Genomic DNA, 15305 nt, shown 5'->3' with positions numbered 1-15305 from the left:
CCGCCCTGCCGACACCCACTAATGTGCCGGACCCGTGTTAAGCGTGTGCTGCGCGGACGTGACGCGCTCGTACCACTTCCGCGAAGTCCACCGCTTCGGTAGGTAAACGGAACTTCGGCTCCGGCACCGGCAGTTCACCGGACGTTCGCGGTCACTTACCGCCCTTGGCCAGGAAGGCCAGCAGGTCCTGACGGCTGACCACACCGGTGGGCTTGCCCTCGACGAGGACGATCGCGGCGTCCGCGTTGCCGAGCACGGACATCAGGTCGCCGACCGGTTCACCGGAGCCGACCTGCGGCAGCGGGGCGGACATGTGCTTCTCCAGCGGGTCGGAGAGGGAGGCCCGCTGGGTGAACAGCGCGTCGAGCAGCTCGCGTTCGACGACCGAGCCGACGACCTCCGCCGCCATGACGTCCGGGTGACCGGCGCCCGGCTTCACGATCGGCATCTGCGAGACGCCGTACTCGCGCAGCACCTCGATGGCCTGACCGACCGTCTCGTCCGGGTGCATGTGGACGAGGGAGGGCATGGCGCCGTGCTCCTTGTCGCTCAGGACGTCACCGACGCGGGCGGACGGGCCCTCGTCCTCCAGGAAGCCGTAGTCGGCCATCCACTCGTCGTTGAAGATCTTCGAGAGGTACCCGCGGCCGCTGTCCGGCAGCAGCACGACCACCACGTCGTCGGGCCCGAGCCGCTCGGCGACCCGCAGCGCGGCGACCACGGCCATGCCGCAGGAGCCGCCGACGAGGAGCCCCTCCTCCTTGGCCAGGCGGCGGGTCATCTGGAAGGAGTCCTTGTCGGAGACCGCGACGATCTCGTCGGCGACGGTCCGGTCGTAGGCGGTCGGCCAGAAGTCCTCACCGACGCCCTCGACCAGGTACGGCCGCCCGGAGCCGCCCGAGTAGACGGACCCCTCGGGGTCGGCGCCGACGACCTGGACGCGGCCGTCGCTGGCGTCCTTCAGATAGCGCCCGGTGCCGGAGATGGTCCCACCGGTGCCCACGCCCGCCACGAAGTGCGTGATCTTCCCTTCCGTCTGCTCCCACAGCTCCGGGCCGGTGGAGTGGTAGTGGGAGAGCGGGTTGTTGGGGTTGGAGTACTGGTCCGGCTTCCAGGCGCCGGGCGTCTCACGCACCAGCCGGTCGGAGACGTTGTAGTAGGAGTCCGGGTGCTCGGGGTCCACGGCGGTCGGGCAGACGACGACCTCCGCGCCGTACGCCCGCAGCACGTTGATCTTGTCGGTGCTCACCTTGTCGGGGCACACGAAGATGCACTTGTACCCCTTCTGCTGCGCCACGATGGCCAGCCCGACGCCGGTGTTCCCACTGGTCGGCTCGACGATCGTGCCGCCCGGCTTGAGCTCCCCGCTCTGCTCGGCGGCCTCGATCATGCGCAGGGCGATGCGGTCCTTCACGGAACCGCCCGGGTTGAAGTACTCGACCTTGGCCAGAACGGTGGCCTGGATGCCCTGGGTCACGCTGTTGAGCCTCACCAGCGGGGTGTTGCCGACGAGGCTGATCATCGAGTCGTGGAATCGCACCGTTGTCTCCGGTTGCTTGCAAAAACAGTGGTCGTAGTGGTTACGCCAGCCTACGGCCCGTCCGCGAGGTTCACTCCCCGTCGAGATTGGCCGACGGTCCGTACGGGGCAAGGAGTGGGTGTACGGACACGAGGAGGTGGCGTCGAGGCATGACGAGCATGTCGAGGGCGAGAGTGGCCCGGCGCATCGCGGCCGGCGCGGCCTACGGCGGCGGCGGTATCGGCCTGGCCGGTGCGGCGGTCGTGGGACTGCTGCTGGCGGAGGCGCGGCTGGCCCGGCGGCACGTGAACGGAGGCGGCGAGCACCCCCGGGTCCCGCACGCCGACGGTCGCTACGGCCGTACATACGACGCTCCCGGCGCCCCGGCCGCGCAGCCCCTCAGGCTCGTGCTGCTCGGTGACTCCACGGCGGCCGGCCAGGGCGTCCACCGCTCCGGCCAGACCCCGGGCGCGCTGCTCGCGTCCGGTCTCGCTGCGGTCGCGGAGCGCCCGGTGGAGCTGCGCAACGTCTCGCTGCCCGGCGCCCGGTCCGACGACCTCGACCGTCAGGTCGCGCTGATCCTCGGTTCCGACCAGGTGCCCGACATCTGCGTGATCATGATCGGCGCGAACGACGTCACCCAGCGCATGCCGCCGACCCGCTCGGTGCGTCATCTCTCGGCGGCGGTACGACGGCTGCGCACGGCCGGCGCGGAGGTGGTCGTCGGCACCTGTCCCGACCTCGGCACGATCGAGCCGGTCCCGCAGCCCCTGCGCTGGCTGGCCCGACGAGCCTCCCGTCAGCTGGCGGCCGCCCAGACGATCGGCGTGATCGAACAGGGCGGCCGCACCGTGTCGCTGGGCGACCTGCTCGGCCCCGAGTTCGAGGAGAACCCCCGGGAATTGTTCGGCCCCGACCACTTCCACCCCTCCGCGGAGGGGTACGCGACCGCCGCGATGGCCGTCCTGCCCACCCTGTGCGCCGCCCTCGGCCTGTGGCCGGCGGACGAGGAACGCCCGGACGTCTCCCGCCGCGAGGGCTTCCTGCCGGTGGCCCGCGCCGCGGCGGAGGCCGCCTCGGAGGCCGGCACCGAGGTCACGGCAGCGATGCCGACGGGCCCGCGGGGCCCCTGGGCCTTGCTGAAGCGACGCCGTAGGAGGAGGGTCGAGGAGACGGAGCCGACCGAGCCGGCCCCGAACCAAGCAAGCGCTTAGAAAGTGCGGCCAGGGTCACACCACGACACCGGTGACCGCGAGAGTACGGACAGGTAACTTCCCAAGCAGCCGTGCCCGTACGAACCCCTTCCGCCAATGGAGCCGTGATGCCCGAAGCCGTCATCGTCTCGACCGCCCGCTCCCCGATCGGCCGCGCCGTCAAGGGCTCTCTGAAGGACCTGCGCCCGGACGACCTCACCGCCACGATCATCCAGGCCGCCCTGGCGAAGGTCCCCGGGCTGGACCCGAGGGACATCGACGACCTGATGCTCGGCTGCGGCCTGCCCGGCGGCGAGCAGGGCTACAACCTGGGCCGGATCGTCGCCGTGCAGATGGGCATGGACCACCTGCCGGGCTGCACGATCACCCGTTACTGTTCCTCGTCGCTCCAGACCTCCCGCATGGCCCTGCACGCCATCAAGGCCGGCGAGGGCGACGTCTTCATCTCGGCCGGTGTCGAGATGGTCTCCCGGTTCGCCAAGGGCAGCTCCGACGGCCTCCCGGACACCAAGAACCCCCTCTTCGCCGAGGCCGAGGCCCGCACCGTCGCGACGGCCTCGCAGGAGGGCTCCACCTGGCACGACCCGCGCGAGGACGGCCTGATCCCCGACCCCTACATCGCGATGGGGCAGACCGCGGAAAACCTGGCCCGCGCCAAGGGCGTCACCCGCCAGGACATGGACGAGTTCGGCGTCCGCTCGCAGAATCTCGCCGAGGAGGCCATCAAGAACGGCTTCTGGGAGCGCGAGATCACCCCGGTGACCCTGCCCGACGGCACGGTGGTCAGCAAGGACGACGGCCCGCGCGCCGGCGTCACCCTGGAGGCCGTGGCGGGCCTGAAGCCGGTCTTCCGCCCCGACGGCCTGGTCACGGCCGGCAACTGCTGCCCGCTCAACGACGGCGCCGCCGCGGTCGTCATCATGTCCGACACCAAGGCCCGCGAGCTGGGCCTGACCCCGCTCGCCCGGATCGTGTCCACCGGCGTCTCCGGCCTCTCCCCCGAGATCATGGGCCTCGGCCCGGTCGAGGCGTCGAAGCAGGCCCTGAGCCGCGCCGGCCTGACGATCGACGACATCGACCTGGTCGAGATCAACGAGGCGTTCGCCGCGCAGGTGATCCCCTCCTACCGCGACCTGGGCATCGACCTCGACAGGCTGAACGTCAACGGCGGCGCCATCGCCGTCGGCCACCCCTTCGGCATGACGGGCGCCCGGATCACCGGCACGCTCATCAACTCCCTCCAGTTCCACGACAAGCAGTTCGGCCTGGAGACGATGTGCGTCGGCGGCGGCCAGGGCATGGCGATGGTCATCGAGCGCCTCAGCTGATTCCGTCGGGAGTCTCTGCGTAACCGTTTCAGCACCTGCCGTCACGTCATGGCCCGGAGTCCGGGAAACCCCTGGACTCCGGGCCGTTCTGTGATCCAATCTCCCCCAGGATGTGACCTATCTCCCTCTGTCGGGGATTTACGCAGATCAGGGCCGCTCGCCGCCAAACCCCAGGGCCAATTTCCTGTCCGTTTCGTGACGTTACGCACTGACAGCTGGATAGTCCGCCCTTCAAGCTGATGTAGGAAGTCGGGGGTCGACTTTGAACCGGGAGTACGTCAGTGAGCGCCATGCCGATCGCCTTGCTGGTCACCACGGCCGCCACGGGCGCCGTGGGCGTCGCCGTCCTGCGCACCGTCATGCAGCTGCGCCGGCAGGTCGCCGCCCTGCACACCCAGCTCGCCGAGAACCTCGCGGCTGAGCGGCGGGGCTTCGTACCGGCCGCCCGCAGCACCACGGACACCGCCGAGATACGCGCCGCGGTGGCCGAGGCGCTCGCGGAGGAGCGGGAGCGGGAGCTGGCCGAGGCGCGCGCCTTCTGGGCCGCCCAGGAGGCCCGAGACGCCTCCGACGCCCCCTCCCTGCTGGGCCTGCCGGACAGCGAGCTGTTCCTGCCCCGTCAGGCCGACTTCGTGGGCCTGGAGCCGCTGGAGCCGGTGGCCGAGCCGACCGCGGACGCCGACGAGTTCGCCGGGGACTCCCCCGAACTGGCCGCGGCCCGTCGCCGCCACCCGTCCCACCCTGACTTCGTCCCGGTCCAGTCACCGGTCGCCAACGACCATGAGCGCACGGTGGCCACCCTGGAGGAACTGGCCGAGTCCCGCACCGAACTGACCGACGTCCGCCCGGGCCCCCTCGGCACCCTCGACGTCTACGTCTTCGCCGACGGCACCACCCTGTGCATGACCCCGGGCCACCGCGAAACGGCCGACCGCCTGGCCGCCGCCCTCACGGCAGGAGAAACCCCGTTCCTGCTGGGCGGCTCGGGCATCTCGGGCGCGTACACCCTGACGTTCGCCTGCGGCGAGGAGAACGTCTACATCCTGGCGGACAGGGTCATAGCGAGCCTCTGACGGCTTCCCTTACGTCGCAGGGGACTGCACCCACCTAGGGGCGCGGGGAACTGCGCGACAAGCCACATGGCACCCGCACCCGCCGACGCGCCCTCAAACCCCCGCCCGCTTCTGCGCCTCCTCAACAAGCCGCACCGCTTCACTCACATCGGCCTCACTACTCAGCACAACGGCCAGATCATGCACAGCCACGGTGATCTGATCAGCCGCGGCGAACATCCCCGCATCCGGCATCTCCCGAGGCTCCACCCCGGGCTCCTCGACGCGCTGCGCCCATCTGGCCAACTCCCGGGCCAGTCCCAGCGCCTCAGCGGCAGCTCCCCGCTGCAGCCGGCTCTGCGGGGCGGCGCGCAAACGATCGGCGAAGTGATCCACCGCACGGGTCAGAGACGTCGTATCCACCACGTCGTGAGCGTACGCGTCGCACCCGGACTGTTGCCAACAGGCGAACGCTCAGGCACCGTGACCTGAAGGACCGGCTTACATCCCCTTTGCAACCGGAGGCGCCGATGTCCCATGTCCTCTCCGAGGAGACCCACCGCAATCTGCTCGCCCGTATCCCCCACTGCACCGGCCGTGAAGTCTCCGACTGGCTGCGCACCGTCGACGAAGGCCCCGCTCTCCGCTTCGAGGAGAAGGTCAGCTGGCTGCGCCACGAGCACAACCTCGCGTACGGCCACGCCAAGGCGATCATCCACGAGTACGAACTGAGGAGGGCCGCGCGCAAATTCGCCTAGCGCGCACACCGGCAGGACAGCTCACCGGCAGACGTAAGGGCCCCGGGGAAACCCCCGGGGCCCTTTCACGCCATACGACTGACTTCTCAGTCGCTCTGGTTGAGGATCGCCAGCAGTCGCAGGAACTCCATGTAGATCCAGACCAGCGTCAGCGTGAGGCCGAAGGCGGCGAGCCAGGCCTCCTCGCGCGGGGCGCCGTAGGCGATGCCGTCCTCGACCTGCTTGAAGTCCAGGGCGAGGAAGCAGGCACCCAGGATGATGCCGATGATGCCGAACACGATGCCGAGGCCACCGCTGCGGAAGCCGAGGCCGTCACCGCCGCCGAAGACGGTGAACAGCAGGTTCACGGCCATCAGGAGGACGAAGCCGAGCGCCGCGGCCATCACGAAGCCGTAGAAGCGGCGGTTGACGCGGATCCAGCCCGCCTTGTACGCCACGAGCACTCCGGCGAAGACCGCCATGGTGCCGAGGACCGCCTGGGCGACCACGCCGTCCGCGATGTACGTGGACACCGTGGACGAGATCACGCCGAGGAAGACGCCCTCGAGGGCGGCGTACGACAGGATCAGCGCGGGGGCCGGGCGGCGCTTGAAGGACTGGATGAACGCCAGCACCATCGCGACCAGGCCGGCGCCGACGGCGATGCCGTAGGACTTGCCGAGGTTGGCCTCGTCGACGGGCAGCAGCAGCCAGGACAGGACCGCCGTGACGATCACGGTGCCGAGCGTGGTCGCGGTGCGCGCGACGACGTCGTCCATGGTCATGGCGCCCGGGGTGACCGGGGCCTGCGGCGGGGCGCCCACCTGCTGGGCGTAGGGGTTCTGCGCGTAGGGGTTGCCCGCCTGCTGGGCGTACGGGTTGCCCTGCGCGTACGGGTTGGCCTGCGTGCCGACAGCGGGTCCCCCGGCCTGCGGCGTCGCGTTGAAGCCCGCGTAGCCGTTGTCGCGGCTGAACCCCCGTCGCGAGAAGACCGGGTTTCTGCTCCTCATTTCACTCCTCCATGGCCACACTGCGCGGCCTTGGCTCAAGAGTAATAGGTAGGCAAAGGATTGACCCTAGTGCTTGGGGAGGATCTTTCCCTCGTCATGCTGCGCAACACGCTACGCGGCGGGCCGATTCCCGGTGCGGCGGGCCCTCATTCATGACCAAGCTGCGACCTGGCCGGAACCGGCCGGAGATCAACCGGTCGTTCACCCGAACGGGAACCCGGTGTACCCCTCGGCCAGGTCGGTCTCGGCGGCGCGCGAGGAGGCGATCCGCTCCAGCCGGGCCAGTTGGAGGCGGTCCTCGAAGGGGGTGGCGTCGGGAGCGCGGTGCAGCAGGGTCGTCATGTCGTACGAGAACCGCTCGGCCTGCCAGACCCGGCCGAGACAGGTCTCCGAGTACGCGTCGAGCAGTTCGGCCGACCCGGTCTCCTTCTCGTACGACAGTGCCCGCGCGAAGGTGACGACGTCCCCGACGGCCAGATTCAGCCCCTTGGCGCCGGTCGGCGGGACGATGTGGGCGGCGTCGCCGGCGAGGAAGAGCCGGCCGTGCCGCATGGGCTCGTGGACGTACGACCGCATGGGGGTGACGGACTTCTGGGTGATCGGCCCGCGTTCGAGCCGCCAGCCGTCCTCGGTCTCGAAGCGGCGCTCCAGCTCGTCCCAGATCTCCTCGTCGCCCCAGCTCTCGGCGTCGGTGCCCTCGGGGACCTGGAGGTAGAGGCGGGAGACGGACGGGGAGCGCATGGACAGCAGGGCGAAGCCGCGGTCGTGGCGGGCGTAGACCAGCTCGTCGTGCGAGGGCGGTACGTCGGCGAGGATGCCGAGCCAGCCGAAGGTGTACGTCCGTTCGAACACCCGGGTGAGCTCCGCCGGGATCGCCTTTCGCGCGATGCCCCAGAAGCCGTCGCAACCGACGACGTAGTCGCACTCCAGGACGTCCTCGACGCCCTCGTGCCGGAAGCGGACGCGCGGGCTGTCGGTGTCGGCGCCCTCCACGGCCAGCGCCTCGGCCTCGAACAGCAGCGGACCGCCCTCCTTCAGCTGGAGGGCGATGAGGTCCTTGCAGACCTCGGTCTGGGCGTAGACCATCACGGAACGGCCGCCGGTGAGGGCGGGGAAGTCGACGCGGTGGCGCTTCTTGTCGTAGCGCAGCTCGATGCCGTCGTGGCGCAGTCCCTCGCGGTCCATGCGCTCCCCGGCGCCGGCCGCGCGCAGTACGTCCACCGTGCCCTGTTCCAGGATCCCGGCACGCTGGCGGTGCTCGACGTAGGCCCGGTCGCGGCTCTCCAGGACGACGGAGTCGATACCGGCGTTGTGGAGCAGGCGGGCGAGGAGGAGGCCGGCCGGGCCGGCGCCGATGATGCCGACGGTGGTGCGCATCGGGCTTCCCTTCAGACAGCGGGTGCGTTCACGTTGTTCGTCCAGTGAAATTTTCTTCACTTTTGCCGAATGTGAGTCTGCGCCCGGGTGCACCCGGTGTCAACGATGGGGACGCGGCGGTCAACGCCTCAATGAACGGTGCAGCCGTCGACGAGGTGTCGGAAGTGCCCAGAGCCGGACTTGAACCGGCACGCCCGCGAAGGGGCAGCGAGGTTTAAGCTCGCCGTGTCTGCATTCCACCATCTGGGCAGGCCTTGGGCTCCGCGTTGAGCTTCCGACCCTATCGGGATCCGTCCCCCGAACAGCGGAAGAGTGGACCGATGTTGTCTTATTTTATTGACGTCTGAGGGAGCATCAGCACCTGGAACTGGCCATCCGCACTTGCCAGTAGCCTGGCGCGCGGCAACCGCTTGCGCATGCGGAATGACGGAATTTCACCGCCCGAACGAGGTTGCTCCACCGGTTCTTGACGAATGGTCACCCTCGCGTCTCCCTCGCGTCTCCCCCGCCTCCCCCTCGTCTCCCCCTCGTCTCCCCCGGACGGTTGTCATACCCAGGTATGAGTCGGCGGCCCGCGGTCCGACCGAAGTCTGCCTTCAGAACCGGAACAACGACTGACTACACGGCCGCCGAGCACCGGAACGATGGTTCGGGTCCCCAGGACACCCGTCCCCGGGGCACCCACCCCATCGTCCCGACAGGAGCGCCTTTCCGTGACCACCAGCCCCCTCGCCGAACGGACCACCGCCGTGGCCGCACGTGCCACGGACCTGTCGAAGATCTACGGGCAGGGTGAGACCCAGGTGGTCGCCCTGGACCGGGTGTCCGTCGACTTCCGGCAGGCCGAGTTCACCGCGATCATGGGCCCCTCCGGCTCCGGCAAGTCCACCCTGATGCACTGTGTGGCCGGCCTCGACACCTTCTCCTCGGGCTCCGTGCGCATCGGTGAGACGGAGCTCGGCTCGCTGAAGGACAAGCAGCTCACCAAACTCCGCCGGGACAAGATCGGGTTCATCTTCCAGGCGTTCAACCTGCTGCCGACGCTGACCGCCCTGGAGAACATCACCCTCCCGATGGACATCGCGGGGCGGAAACCGGACAAGGAGTGGCTGGAGACGGTCATCCGGATGGTGGGGCTGAAGGACCGGCTGGGTCACCGCCCCTCCCAGCTCTCCGGCGGTCAGCAGCAGCGCGTCGCCGTCGCCCGCGCCCTGGCCTCCCGGCCCGACATCATCTTCGGCGACGAGCCGACCGGGAACCTCGACTCCCGCTCCGGCGCCGAGGTGCTGGGCTTCCTGCGCAACTCCGTGCGGGAGCTGGGCCAGACGGTGGTGATGGTGACCCACGACCCGGTGGCGGCGGCGTACGCGGACCGGGTGGTGTTCCTCGCGGACGGGCGGATCGTGGACGAGATGCACCGCCCGACGGCCGACTCCGTCCTCGACCGTATGAAGGCGTTCGACGCGAAGGGCCGTACCAGCTGATGTTCCGCACCGCCCTGCGCAACGTCCTCGCGCACAAGGCCCGCCTCCTGATGACCGTGCTCGCCGTGATGCTCGGCGTGGCCTTCGTCTCCGGGACGCTCGTCTTCACCAACACGCTGTCCAACGCCCTGCAGAACAGCTCCGCCAAGGGCTTCGACCAGGTCGACGTCGCCGTCACCGCCCAGTCCCAGCCGGACGTCGGCGACCGGATCGTCGAGACGCCCGACCTGACCGAGGCCCTGCGGAAGAAGAGCGCCGAGGTGCCCGGTGCCGCGTCCGCCATCGGCGTCGTCACCGGCTTCACCGCCGTCGCCGACAAGGACGGCAAGCTCGTCGGTGACGGCTTCCAGTCCCGGGGCGGCAACTACTGGGGCACCGACGACCCCCGCTACCCCCTCGAGGAGGGCAAGGCGCCGCGGGGCGCCGACCAGGTCGCCCTCGACCGGAAGACCGCCGAGCGCACCGGCTACGAGGTCGGCGACCGTCTGCGGCTCTCCGTCGACGGCCCGGTGCTCACACCCACCGTCTCCGGCATCTTCAGCACCGACGACGGCAATGTCGCGGCCGGCGGCAGCCTCGCCCTGTTCGACACCGCGACCGCACAGGAGTTGTTCGGCAAGGCGGGCACGTACGACGAGATCGATGTGAAGGCCGCCGCCGGCACCTCGCAGAGCGAGCTGCGCAGGGCTCTGGACGCCGCGCTGCCGCGGAACCAGGTCGACACCGAGACCGGGAAGGAACTCGCCGACCAGCAGGCCGAGTTCATCGCGTCCTCGATGAGCGGTCTGAAGCGGGGCCTGCTGGTGTTCGCCGGGATCGCGCTGTTCGTCGGTACGTTCATCATCGCCAACACCTTCACCATGCTGGTCGCCCAGCGCACCAAGGAGCTGGCGCTGATGCGCGCGGTCGGCGCCTCACGCCGCCAGGTGACCCGGTCGGTGCTGATCGAGGCGTTCGTGGTGGGCGTGGTGGCCGGCGCGACCGGGCTGGTGGTCGGCATCGGCATCGGCGCCGGACTGCGCACGCTCGTCAGCACCCTGGGGGCGTCCGTCCCCGACGGCCCGCTGATCGTCTCGGCCGGCACGGTCGCCGCCTCGTTCGCCGTCGGCGTGGTCATCACCGTGCTGGCCGCCTGGCTGCCCGGCCGCCGCGCCGCGAAGATCCCGCCGGTCGCCGCGATGAGCAGCCTGCACGCCAAGGCGACCACCAAGTCGCTGGTGCTGCGCAACACGCTGGGCGCGCTGTTCGCGGGGGCGGGCGTCGCGACCGTCCTGTACGCGACCACGCTGAGCGGTTCGGACGGCCAGGCCCCCATGGGCGTCGGCGCGGTCCTGCTGATCATCGGCGTGTTCATCCTGACCCCGCTGCTGTCCCGCCCGCTGATCGCGGCCGCCGCGCCGGTCATGCGGATCTTCAGGGTCTCCGGCAAGCTGGCCCGGCAGAACTCGGTGCGCAACCCGCGCCGTACGGCCGCCACCGCCTCCGCGCTGATGATCGGCCTGACCCTGATCACCGGGATGACGGTGATGGCGGGCAGTCTGCAGAAGTCGATCGACAAGATGGCGTCCTCGGCGATCCGCGCCGACTACATCGTGTCGATGGCGAACGGCAACTCGCTCTCCCCCGACGTCGAGAAGAAGCTGACGTCGACCGACGGAGTGACCACCACCAGCCCGATGCGCAACGCGCTGGCCCGGATCGACGACACCACCGAGGACATCACCGCCGTGAACGGCCCCGCCTTCGGCGAGCTGACCGACCTGCCGCTCGACGACGGCACGTTCGAGGTGGGCGGCACGAAGGTCGTCGTCGACGAGGACACCGCGAAGTCGTTCGGCTGGAAGGCCGGTGCGACGTTCAAGGTGGCGTACGAGGACGGCGCCAAGGAGCAGCTGACCGTCTCCGGGGTCTACCGGGCCAACGAGCTGTTCCGCGGGATCCTGCTGGACACCGCGACGCTCGCCCCGCACCAGGACGCCCCGGACGACATGCAGGTCATGGTCAAGACCTCGGGCGGCGCCTCGGACGCGACCAAGGACCGGCTGGAGAAGGCCCTCGGCTCCAACCCCGCCATCCGGGTGCAGAGCAAGCAGGACCTGTCCGACTCCATCGCGCAGATGTTCACGCTGATGCTGAACATGCTCTACGGCCTGCTCGCCATGGCCGTGATCGTCGCGGTCCTCGGAGTGATCAACACGCTGGCGATGTCGGTGTTCGAGCGCTCGCAGGAGATCGGCATGCTGCGGGCGATCGGCCTGGACCGCCGCGCGGTCAAGCGGATGGTCCGTCTGGAGTCCCTCGTCATCTCCCTGTTCGGCGGGGTGCTCGGCATCGGCCTGGGCGTGTTCTTCGGCTGGGCCGCCGGTGAGCTGCTCGGCACGACGATGGACACGTACGAACTCGTCCTGCCGTGGGACCGGATGGCCGTGTTCCTGCTGCTGGCCGCGGGCGTGGGTGTCCTCGCGGCGCTGTGGCCGGCCCGCAGGGCGTCCCGGCTGAACATGCTGGCGGCGATCAAGTCGGAGTAGCGGCCGACAGCCGGAAGGGGCACCGTGTCTTCTTGGCACGGTGCCCCTTCTTCATGCGCTCGGGCGCTCAGTTCCAGGTACGGCTGCGCAGTGGCATCCCGGACTCACCGGAGTCGGGGGTGCGGACGGCGAGGACCTGGTTGACGCCGATGCGGTTGCGTTCGAAGGCGACGGCACAGGCGGCCATGTACAGCCGCCAGACGCGGGCCCGGCCAGGGCCGGTGAGCCGTACGGCGCGCTGCCAGTCGTCCTCCAGGCGGGCGACCCACTGCCGCAGGGTGAGAGCGTAGTGCTCGCGGATGGACTCCACGTCCCGGACCTCGAAGCCGACGCGTTCGAGCTGGGTGACGGTGGTGCCGAGGGGGGCGAGCTCGCCGTCGGGGAAGACGTAGGCGTCGATGAACTCGTCGATGTGGTAGGCGGACTCGTCGCGCTCGGGCCGGCGGGCGATCTGGTGGTTGAGCAGCAGCCCGCCGGGCACGAGCAGCGCGTACAAGCTGTCCGCGTACTCCAGGTACTTCTCCGCGCCCACGTGCTCGGCCATCCCGATCGAGGAGATCGCGTCGTACGGCCCGTCGGTGACGTCCCGGTAGTCCTGCACCCGGATCTCGACGCGGTCGGTGAGCCCGGCGTCGGCGACGCGCTTGCGGGCGTAGGCCGCCTGCTCCTGGGAGAGGGTGATCCCGACGACGTGTACCCCGTGCTCGCGGGCCGCGTGCATCGCCAGGGAGCCCCAGCCGCAGCCGACGTCGAGGAGGCGCTGACCCGGCTTCAGGCCGAGTTTGCGGCAGACGAGTTCGAGCTTGTCGCGCTGGGCCTCTTCGAGGGTGCTGTCGGGGGCGGGCCAGTAGGCGCAGGAGTACACCATGGACGGGCCGAGGACGATCTCGTAGAAGTCGTTGCCGACGTCGTAGTGGTGGCTGATGGCCTGCCGGTCGGTGTGGCGGGTGTGGTGGTGCCGGGTGCGGCGCACCTCCTCGCGCGGCGGGGCGGGCGGCAGCGGGAGGCCCGCCATCTTCAGCAGCCCCAGGGCGGCCGCGCGGAACTGGGGGTCGCGCAGGGCCTGGGCGAGGCCGCGGGCGTCCTCTCCGCGCTCCCAGACGAGCCCCGAGAGCAGGTCGAGCGTGCGGTACAGATCGCCCTCGATCTCCAGGTCCCCGGCGACCCAGGCGCGGGCGAGCCCCAGCTCACCGGGTTTGAAGAGCAGTCGGCGCAGCGCTCTTCGGTTGCGTACCACCAGGGTGGGCGCGTCGGGCGGACCCGCCTGCGAACCGTCCCAGGCGCGGACGCGCACCGGGAGCGGAGCTCCCAGCAACTGTTCGACGAGGGCGTGGAGCCGCGGCGCGGCGTGGGTCATGAAGCACACCTCCGTGACGGTGATCCCGGACTGATCCCGGACTGTCCTGTTTCCACGTAAACACCTGGTGCGCCCGGAAGCAGTCCCCCACGCGCGTCACGGCTGGGCAAACTCCCCCCGATGTCACATGCCCGAGGTCACATGGCACAGGCAGAGAGCGGAAGCGGGCGTTCCTGGTTCCGGGTGGCCGTTGCTCCGGTGTTGCCGGGCGCTTGCTCCGCGACGCGGAACGCCGAAGGGGCCGCCCGCACCACGGATGGCGGACGGCCCCTTCGGGCTGTGCTGTCAGACGGAGGTCAGGAGGCCTTGGCCTTCTCGCTCTCCGGCTTGGCCGCGGCCTGGGCCGGGGCGGGGGCCGGCTTGGCGGCCTCGTAGAACTCCTCGCGCGGGGACTCCAGGGCGCCGAGGGCGACGACCTCGCGCTTGAGGAACATACCGAGGGTCCAGTCGGCGAAGACGCGGATCTTGCGGTTCCAGGTCGGCATCGCCAGACCGTGATAGCCACGGTGCATGTACCAGGCGAGACGGCCCTTGAGCTTGATCTTCATCTTGCCCATGACGATCATCGCGACGCCCTTGTGGAGGCCGAGACCGGCCACCGCGCCCTTGTTGGAGTGCGCGTACTCCTTCTGCGGGAAGCCCCGCATGCCGGAGACCACGTTGTCGCCGAGGACCCTGGCCTGGCGCAGCGCGTGCTGGGCGTTCGGCGGGCACCAGGCGTTCTCGACGCCGGCCTTGCGGGCGGCGACGTCCGGGACCTGGGCGTTGTCGCCGGCGGCCCAGATGTAGTCGGTGCCCTGGACCTGGAGGGTCGGGGCGGTGTCGACGTGACCGCGGGGGCCGAGCGGGAGGCCGTAGCGGGCAAGGACCGGGTTCGGCTTGACGCCTGCGGTCCACACGATCGTGTTGGAGTCGACCTCGAGGCCGTTCTTCAGCACGACGTGGCCGCCGACGCAGGAGTCCATGGAGGTGGAGAGGTAGATCTCCACGCCACGGGCCTCGAGGTGCTCCTTGCCGTACTGGCCGAGCTTGGGGCCGACCTCGGGCAGGATCTTGTCGGCGGCGTCGACGAGGATGAACCGCATGTCCTCGCGGGACACCGTCTTGTAGTACTTGGCCGCGTCCCGGGCCATGTCCTCGACCTCACCGATGGTCTCCGCGCCGGCGAAACCGCCGCCGATGAAGACGAAGGTGAGCGCCTTGCGGCGGATCTCCTCGTCGGTGGTGGAGTCGGCCTTGTCGAGCTGCTCGAGGACGTGGTTGCGCAGGCCGATGGCCTCCTCGACGCCCTTCATGCCGATGCCCTGCTCGGCGAGGCCGGGGATCGGGAAGGTGCGGGAGACCGCGCCGAGCGCGATCACCAGGTAGTCGAAGGGCAGCTCGTACGCCTCGCCGACCAGCGGGGCGATCGTTGCGACCTTGCGGTCCTGGTCGATGGTGGTGACCCGGCCGGTGAGGACCTCCGCCTTGGGCAGCACGCGTCGCAGCGGGACGACGACATGGCGCGGGGAGATGTTGCCGGCGGCGGTTTCGGGGAGGAAGGGCTGGTAGGTCATGTACGACCGGGGGTCGACGACCGTGACGGTCGCCTCGCCGTAGCGCATCTTCTTGAGGATGCGCCGAGCTGCGTACAGGCCTACGTACCCACCGCCTACTACGAGGATCCTGGGACGCTCCGTGGTGCTCATGGCATCGAGTA

12 protein-coding genes and 1 tRNA gene are annotated in these 15305 nt (G+C 70.0%); 6 read left to right on the top strand and 7 right to left on the bottom strand.

The window, feature by feature from the left end:
• Positions 1–151: 151 nt before the first annotated feature.
• Positions 152–1540 (bottom strand): cystathionine beta-synthase, encoded by a 1389-nt coding sequence (locus ACLZN2_RS16305; protein WP_416979178.1) that lies wholly within the window; start codon positions 1538–1540, stop codon positions 152–154.
• A 149-nt stretch (positions 1541–1689) separates the two neighbouring features.
• On the opposite strand from ACLZN2_RS16305, the gene ACLZN2_RS16300 reads away from it, so the two are divergent.
• From ACLZN2_RS16300 to ACLZN2_RS16290, 3 genes are all read left to right on the top strand, one after another.
• Positions 1690–2733: an SGNH/GDSL hydrolase family protein gene (locus ACLZN2_RS16300; protein WP_416979177.1), complete on the top strand. Its 1044-nt coding sequence runs from the start codon at positions 1690–1692 to the stop codon at positions 2731–2733.
• Positions 2734–2840: 107 nt separating this feature from the next.
• The gene (locus ACLZN2_RS16295) at positions 2841–4061 is read left to right on the top strand and encodes an acetyl-CoA C-acetyltransferase (protein ID WP_416979176.1); all 1221 of its coding nucleotides are present in this window, start codon (positions 2841–2843) and stop codon (positions 4059–4061) included.
• A gap of 290 nt (positions 4062–4351) precedes the next feature.
• Positions 4352–5134: a hypothetical protein gene (locus ACLZN2_RS16290; RefSeq protein ID WP_416979236.1), complete on the top strand. Its 783-nt coding sequence runs from the start codon at positions 4352–4354 to the stop codon at positions 5132–5134.
• Between the two features lie 93 nt (positions 5135–5227).
• Here the strand turns inward: ACLZN2_RS16290 and ACLZN2_RS16285 are convergent, their stop codons facing one another.
• Entirely contained in the window at positions 5228–5539 is a 312-nt protein-coding gene (locus ACLZN2_RS16285) for a hypothetical protein (protein WP_416979175.1), read from the bottom strand.
• A 104-nt stretch (positions 5540–5643) separates the two neighbouring features.
• Between ACLZN2_RS16285 and ACLZN2_RS16280 the strand changes: the two genes are divergently transcribed.
• Positions 5644–5871 carry a DUF4287 domain-containing protein gene (locus ACLZN2_RS16280; protein ID WP_358991680.1) on the top strand — a complete coding sequence of 76 codons (228 nt, stop codon included), beginning with the start codon at positions 5644–5646 and terminating at the stop codon, positions 5869–5871.
• 86 nt (positions 5872–5957) lie between these two features.
• Here ACLZN2_RS16280 and ACLZN2_RS16275 read toward each other — a convergent pair whose 3' ends face one another.
• The 3 genes from ACLZN2_RS16275 to ACLZN2_RS16265 form a co-directional block, all read right to left on the bottom strand.
• Positions 5958–6860 carry a Bax inhibitor-1/YccA family membrane protein gene (locus tag ACLZN2_RS16275; protein WP_416979174.1) on the bottom strand — a complete coding sequence of 301 codons (903 nt, stop codon included), beginning with the start codon at positions 6858–6860 and terminating at the stop codon, positions 5958–5960.
• 201 nt (positions 6861–7061) lie between these two features.
• Complete coding sequence (locus ACLZN2_RS16270) at positions 7062–8237, bottom strand: 4-hydroxybenzoate 3-monooxygenase (protein ID WP_416979173.1); 1176 nt, start codon at positions 8235–8237, stop codon at positions 7062–7064.
• A gap of 165 nt (positions 8238–8402) precedes the next feature.
• Positions 8403–8486, bottom strand: a tRNA-Leu gene (locus ACLZN2_RS16265).
• A gap of 464 nt (positions 8487–8950) precedes the next feature.
• Here ACLZN2_RS16265 and ACLZN2_RS16260 point away from each other — a divergent pair.
• A complete protein-coding gene (locus ACLZN2_RS16260; protein ID WP_416979172.1) occupies positions 8951–9721 on the top strand; it encodes an ABC transporter ATP-binding protein in 771 nt (256 codons plus the stop codon).
• On the top strand, positions 9721–12249 hold the full coding sequence (locus ACLZN2_RS16255; RefSeq protein ID WP_416979171.1) for an ABC transporter permease: 2529 nt from the start codon (positions 9721–9723) through the stop codon (positions 12247–12249). The genes ACLZN2_RS16260 and ACLZN2_RS16255 overlap by 1 nt, the downstream gene beginning before the upstream one ends.
• Before the next feature lie 67 nt (positions 12250–12316).
• On the opposite strand, the gene ACLZN2_RS16250 is transcribed toward ACLZN2_RS16255, so the two are convergent.
• Positions 12317–13606, bottom strand: coding sequence for a class I SAM-dependent methyltransferase (locus ACLZN2_RS16250; protein ID WP_416979170.1), 1290 nt, complete (start codon positions 13604–13606; stop codon positions 12317–12319).
• A 296-nt stretch (positions 13607–13902) separates the two neighbouring features.
• Positions 13903–15294 carry an NAD(P)/FAD-dependent oxidoreductase gene (locus ACLZN2_RS16245; RefSeq protein WP_416979169.1) on the bottom strand — a complete coding sequence of 464 codons (1392 nt, stop codon included), beginning with the start codon at positions 15292–15294 and terminating at the stop codon, positions 13903–13905.
• Positions 15295–15305: the final 11 nt, after the last annotated feature.

The organism is Streptomyces sp. T028, assembly GCF_048159505.1.
Taxonomy (GTDB): domain Bacteria; phylum Actinomycetota; class Actinomycetes; order Streptomycetales; family Streptomycetaceae; genus Streptomyces.
This window is presented reverse-complemented; position numbering and strand designations above follow the sequence as displayed.

Excerpts from the sequence above, each read along its gene's own strand:
- ACLZN2_RS16290 (WP_416979236.1), top strand. The coding sequence starts at position 4,352 with ATGCCGATCGCCTTGCTGGTCACCACGGCCGCCACGGGCGCCGTGGGC.
- ACLZN2_RS16300 (WP_416979177.1), top strand. The coding sequence starts at position 1,690 with ATGACGAGCATGTCGAGGGCGAGAGTGGCCCGGCGCATCGCGGCCGGC.
- ACLZN2_RS16250 (WP_416979170.1), bottom strand. The coding sequence starts at position 13,606 with ATGACCCACGCCGCGCCGCGGCTCCACGCCCTCGTCGAACAGTTGCTG.
- ACLZN2_RS16270 (WP_416979173.1), bottom strand. The coding sequence starts at position 8,237 with ATGCGCACCACCGTCGGCATCATCGGCGCCGGCCCGGCCGGCCTCCTC.
- ACLZN2_RS16280 (WP_358991680.1), top strand. The coding sequence starts at position 5,644 with ATGTCCCATGTCCTCTCCGAGGAGACCCACCGCAATCTGCTCGCCCGT.
- ACLZN2_RS16275 (WP_416979174.1), bottom strand. The coding sequence starts at position 6,860 with ATGAGGAGCAGAAACCCGGTCTTCTCGCGACGGGGGTTCAGCCGCGAC.
- ACLZN2_RS16255 (WP_416979171.1), top strand. The coding sequence starts at position 9,721 with ATGTTCCGCACCGCCCTGCGCAACGTCCTCGCGCACAAGGCCCGCCTC.
- ACLZN2_RS16245 (WP_416979169.1), bottom strand. The coding sequence starts at position 15,294 with ATGAGCACCACGGAGCGTCCCAGGATCCTCGTAGTAGGCGGTGGGTAC.
- ACLZN2_RS16295 (WP_416979176.1), top strand. The coding sequence starts at position 2,841 with ATGCCCGAAGCCGTCATCGTCTCGACCGCCCGCTCCCCGATCGGCCGC.